The sequence below is a fragment of the uncultured Arenimonas sp. genome, assembly GCF_963976025.1.
GTDB lineage: Bacteria > Pseudomonadota > Gammaproteobacteria > Xanthomonadales > Xanthomonadaceae > Arenimonas.
The window spans coordinates 1-5,143 of sequence record NZ_CAXBJS010000183.1; the positions used below are offsets into that span (position 1 = coordinate 1).

General features: G+C 68.8%; 6 protein-coding genes. 5 read left to right on the forward strand and 1 reads right to left on the reverse strand.

The window, feature by feature from the left end:
• On the reverse strand, positions 1-238 hold a 238-nt coding region (locus AACZ35_RS12165; protein WP_339829679.1), incomplete at its 3' end, for a hypothetical protein.
• Between the two features lie 112 nt (positions 239-350).
• Between AACZ35_RS12165 and AACZ35_RS12170 the strand changes: the two genes are divergently transcribed.
• The 5 genes from AACZ35_RS12170 to AACZ35_RS12190 form a co-directional block, all read left to right on the forward strand.
• Positions 351-1,652, forward strand: coding sequence for an amidohydrolase (locus tag AACZ35_RS12170; protein ID WP_339829682.1), 1,302 nt, complete (start codon positions 351-353; stop codon positions 1,650-1,652).
• Positions 1,653-1,717: 65 nt separating this feature from the next.
• Positions 1,718-2,545, forward strand: a complete 828-nt coding sequence (queF, locus tag AACZ35_RS12175; protein ID WP_339829685.1) for an NADPH-dependent 7-cyano-7-deazaguanine reductase QueF — start codon at positions 1,718-1,720, stop codon at positions 2,543-2,545.
• 17 nt (positions 2,546-2,562) lie between these two features.
• Positions 2,563-3,057, forward strand: coding sequence for a hypothetical protein (locus tag AACZ35_RS12180; protein WP_339829688.1), 495 nt, complete (start codon positions 2,563-2,565; stop codon positions 3,055-3,057).
• A gap of 21 nt (positions 3,058-3,078) precedes the next feature.
• Positions 3,079-3,543, forward strand: coding sequence for a YkgJ family cysteine cluster protein (locus AACZ35_RS12185; RefSeq protein WP_339829691.1), 465 nt, complete (start codon positions 3,079-3,081; stop codon positions 3,541-3,543).
• Between the two features lie 20 nt (positions 3,544-3,563).
• Positions 3,564-5,143: NADP-dependent isocitrate dehydrogenase (locus tag AACZ35_RS12190; protein ID WP_339829695.1), on the forward strand; the 1,580-nt coding region annotated here is incomplete at its 3' end.

Genomic DNA, 5,143 nt, shown 5'->3' on the forward strand with positions numbered 1-5,143 from the left:
GGCGCATTGTCCGGAGCTTCTCAAACGACACACCGCCGTGTACGCCGACCGCGCGCCGGAAGGCCTCTTGCTGCGCGGTGACCGGCACCTTCATCTGCCGGGCAACACCGGGCCGCAGCGTGGCCGCGGCAGGGGGTTTTTCGGCCTCAGCCCGGGGCTTTTCCGTCGCCGACTGGGCAAGCGCCGCGCCAGGCAGGGGAAGCAGCAGCAAGATCATCAGGAACAGGTTCAGTTGCATGGCGGGCTCCCGGGGCGCGTCTCCAGTACAACGCGGTTCGAGGCCGAGGCGTGCCACGAGCCGGCGCGACCTGCGTGCTAGCATCGCCGGCAGGCCATCCAGGGGAGCCACCATGCGCCGTTTGCTGCTTGTTTCTGCCCTCGCCGCCGCGCTTTGCGGCCCCGCCTTCGCCCAGTCGCCCGACGTCGAGGCGCTGGCCGCTTCGGTGGACGCGAAAGTGCAGGCCTGGCGCCGCGACATCCACCAGAACCCGGAGCTGGGCAACCGCGAAACCCGCACCGCGGCGCTGGTCGCCGAGCACCTGCGCGCGCTCGGTTTCGAAGACGTGCGCACCGGCATCGCCACCACTGGCGTCACCGCCGTGCTGCGCGGCGGCAAGCCCGGGCCGCGCATCGCGCTGCGCGCCGACATGGACGCGCTGCCGGTGACCGAACGCACCGGCCTGCCGTTTGCATCCAAGGCCACCACCACCTTCCGCGGCGAGACCACCGGCGTGATGCACGCCTGCGGCCACGATGCCCACACCGGCATCCTGATGGGCGTCGCCGAGGCCCTGGCCTCGGTGAAGGACGAGCTGGCCGGCGAAGTGCTCTTCATCTTCCAGCCTGCCGAAGAAGGCCCGCCGGATGGCGAGGAGGGCGGCGCCGAGGAGATGCTGAAGCAGGGCATCTTCGAGAGCTTCAAGCCCGAGGCGGTGTTCGGCCTGCACGTGTTCAGCACGCTCAACGCCGGCACCGTCGGCTACCGCAGCGGCCCGCTGATGGCGGCTTCGGACCGGTTCAACATCGTCATCAAGGGCCGGCAGACGCATGGCTCGCGCCCCTGGGGCGGCGTGGACCCGATCGTTGCCGCGGCCGACGTCATCGGCACCGCGCAGACCATCGTCAGCCGCCGGCAGAACATCTCCAAGCTGCCGGTGGTGGTCAGCTTCGGCGCCATCAAGGGCGGCATCCGCTACAACATCATTCCCGATGAAGTCGAGCTGGTGGGCACCATCCGCACCTTCGACGAAGGCATGCGCCAGCAGGTCTTCGCCGACCTGATCAACGTGTCCGAATCGGTGGCGCACGCGCACGGCGCCACCGCCGTCGCGAAAGTGCCCGACACCAAGGGCAACCCGGTCACCGTCAATCACCCGGCGCTGACCATGCGCATGGCGCCGAGCCTGGAAAAAGTGGTCGGCGCCGACAACGTCGTCGAAATGGACCTGACCATGGGCGCCGAGGACTTCAGCTACTACGCCAACGAGGTGCCAGGCTTCTTCTACTTCGTCGGCGCCACACCGCCCGACCAGGACCCGCTGAAGGCCCCGTCGAACCACTCGCCCGAGTTCTTCCTCGACGAACAGGCGCTGAAGGTCGGCACCCGCACGATGCTGCAGGTGGCCCTGGATTACCTTCACATGGCGGACTGAGCGCGCAAGCTGAACGGGGGCATTTTCTCGCGACCTGCGACCGGCACCGTGAGAGAATGCCGCCCATGACGTCCCCCGAACTGAGCCCCCTGGGCAAAGCCGTCGAATACGGCGGTGACTACGATCCTTCCCTGTTGTTTCCGATCGCCCGCGCCCAGTCGCGGGAGACGCTTGGCCTGGGCGACGACCTGCCCTTCGGCGGCGTCGATTTCTGGAATGCCTACGAACTGAGCTGGCTGGACGGCCGCGGCAAGCCGCGCGTCGCGCTGGCCGAACTGCGCGTGCCGGCGACGTCACCGAACATCGTCGAATCCAAGAGCCTCAAGCTGTACCTGGGCAGCTATGCGATGGCGCGTTTCGCCGACACCGACGCCCTGCGCGCCCAGCTGGTGGCCGACCTGTCGGCCGCCGCCGGCGCGCCGGTCAGCGTGGTGCTGACGCCGGCCGGTTCCAACAACGTCGCGCTCATCGAAAACCTCGAAGGCGACCTCATCGACGATCTGCCGATCGAGATCAGCCACTACGGCCCGCCGCGCCCGGATTTCCTGTCCAGCGACACCGAAACCAGGGCCGACGAGATCCTGGTCTCGCACCTGCTCAAGTCCAACTGCCCGGTCACCGGCCAGCCGGACTGGGCCAGCGTGCAGATCCGCTACGCCGGCCCGCGCATCGCCCGCGACGGCCTGCTGCGCTACCTGGTGTCCTACCGCCAGCACAGCGATTTCCACGAAAGCTGCGTCGAACGCATCTTCATGGACCTGATGCAGCAGTGCGCGCCGACGCGGCTGGCGGTGTACGCTCGCTACACGCGCCGCGGCGGCCTGGACATCAACCCCTTCCGGGCCACCCCGGGCCTGCCCCTCCCGGGCAATCCGCGCACCAACCGCCAGTAACCACACACAAGCCGACCATGCGCCCGATCCTGACGCCCCTCGCCCTGTCGCTGTCCCTGCTGCTGGCCGCCTGCGGTGGCGACCAGGACGCCGCGCCGGACGGCGACGCCGCGGCCCCCGCGCAGGACGTGGCTGACGCCGGCGAAGCCCAGGCCGCGCCCGAAGAAGCGCCCATGCCCCGCGGCGATTTCCGCGTGGTGGCGGTCGAACTGGGCACCGAGCTGGACGAAGAAGGCCGCGTGCCCCGCCCGCAGGACGTCTTCACCACCGTCGACACCATCCATGCCGCCGTCGTGGGCGTGGGCAGCAGCCCGGGCCTGACCCTGTCGGCGCGCTGGCTGCTCGAGGACGGCACCCAGGTCGCCAAGGCCGGCCAAAGCCTGGTCCCCGAAGTGCCGACCGTCACCACCTTCAGCATCACCCAGCCCGAGCCCTGGCCGGCAGGCAGCTACCGGGTGGAAATCGCGATAAACGACCGGGTCGTCGAGACCCGCAGCTTCACCATCGAATAATCCTTCGAGCCTCCGTGGCCCATGAGCCATCCCTGCCTGCGCTGCGGCGCCTGCTGTGCCACCTTCCGCGTGTCCTTCCACTGGTCGGAAGCCCAGCCTGACAACCCCGACGGCCCGCCGCCAGAGCTGGTGATGCCGCTGCGCCGGCATGAGCTGGCCATGCGCGGCACCGAAGGCAGCCATCCGCGCTGCGTGGGCCTGCGCGGCACCATCGGCGTCGACGGCCACTGCGGCATCTACCCGCAGCGACCCTCGGTATGCCGCCAGGTGGAACCTTCCTGGGAATTCGGCCGGCACAGCCCGCAGTGCGACAAGGGCCGCGCGGCGCACGGGCTGAAGCTGCTGACGCCGGAAGACTGGGCCGTGCAGCCGGTGGTGCTGCCCGGCATCGACCAGGTGCCGCTGGCCGCGACGGCCCTGCCCGAAGTGGACGACTCGGCGCCGCGCTTTCCCCAGCCCCGCGTAACCGCGACAATGCGGGGCTGACTTCACGGGATCAAACCACCATGTCCGATTCGCCCAAGATCATCTACACGCTGACCGACGAAGCCCCGTTCCTGGCGACCCAGTCGCTGCTGCCGATCGTGCAGGCCTTCGCGGGCGCCGCCGGCATCGCCGTCGAGACGCGCGACATCTCGCTGTCGGGCCGCATCCTGGCGCAGTTCCCGGAACGGCTGAAGGACGACCAGCGCATCGGCGACCACCTGGCCGAACTGGGCGAACTGGCGACCAAACCCGAAGCGAACATCATCAAGCTGCCCAACATCAGCGCCTCGGTGCCGCAGCTCAAGGCCGCCATCACCGAGCTGCAGTCGCAGGGCTACGACCTGCCCGACTACCCGGACGAGCCGAAGACCGACGCCGAGAAGGACATCAAGGCCCGCTACGACCGCACCAAGGGCAGCGCGGTGAACCCGGTGCTGCGCGAGGGCAATTCCGACCGCCGCGCGCCGAAGTCGGTGAAGGCCTTCGCCCGCAAGCATCCGCACCGCATGGGCAAGTGGAGCGCCAGCTCGAAGTCGCACGTGGCGCACATGGACGGCGGCGATTTCTACGGCAGCGAACAGTCGGCGATCCTCGACGAGGCCGGCAGCCTGAAGATCGAACTGCTGCGCACCGACGGCGTCACCACCGTGCTAAAGGAAAGCGTGCCGGTGCAGTTCGGCGAAATCGTCGATGCCTCGGTGATGAACCGCCAGCGCCTGGCGGCCTTCATCGCCGAACAGATCACCGACGCCCGCGCCAAGGGCGTGCTGTTCTCGCTGCACCTCAAAGCGACCATGATGAAGGTCTCCGACCCGATCATGTTCGGCATTGCCGTGGGCGAGTTCTACAAGGACGTGCTCGACCGCCACGCCGAGGCGCTGGCCGCCGCCGGCTTCGACCGCAACAACGGCATCGGCGACCTGTACGCGCGCCTGGACAAACTGCCCGAAGCCACCCGGGTGGCGATCAAGTCCGAACTCGAGGCGCTGTACGCCGCGCGCCCGGGCCTGGCCATGGTCAACTCCGACAAGGGCATCACCAACCTGCACGTGCCCAGCGACGTCATCGTCGATGCCTCGATGCCGGCGATGATCCGCGACTCGGGCTGCATGTGGAACGCGGCCGGTGAGCTGCAGGACACCAAGGCCGTCATTCCCGACCGCTGCTACGCCGGCATCTACCAGGCGGTCATCGACGACTGCAAGGCCAACGGCGCCTTCGACCCGGCCACCATGGGCAGCGTGCCCAACGTCGGCCTGATGGCGCAGAAGGCCGAGGAATACGGCTCGCACGACAAGACCTTCCAGATCCCCGGCGACGGCATCGTGCGCGTCAGCGACGAGGCCGGCCGCACGATCTTCGAACACCCGGTGCAGTCCGGCGACATCTGGCGCATGTGCCAGACCAAGGACGCGCCGGTGCGCGACTGGGTGAAGCTGGCCGTCGACCGCGCCCGCCTGAGCGACACCCCGGCGGTGTTCTGGCTGGACAAGGACCGCGCCCACGACGCCCGGATCATCGAGCGCGTGAAGGGCTACCTGCAGGACTACGACACCGACGGCCTGGACATCCGCATCCTGGCCCCGGTGGACGCGATGAA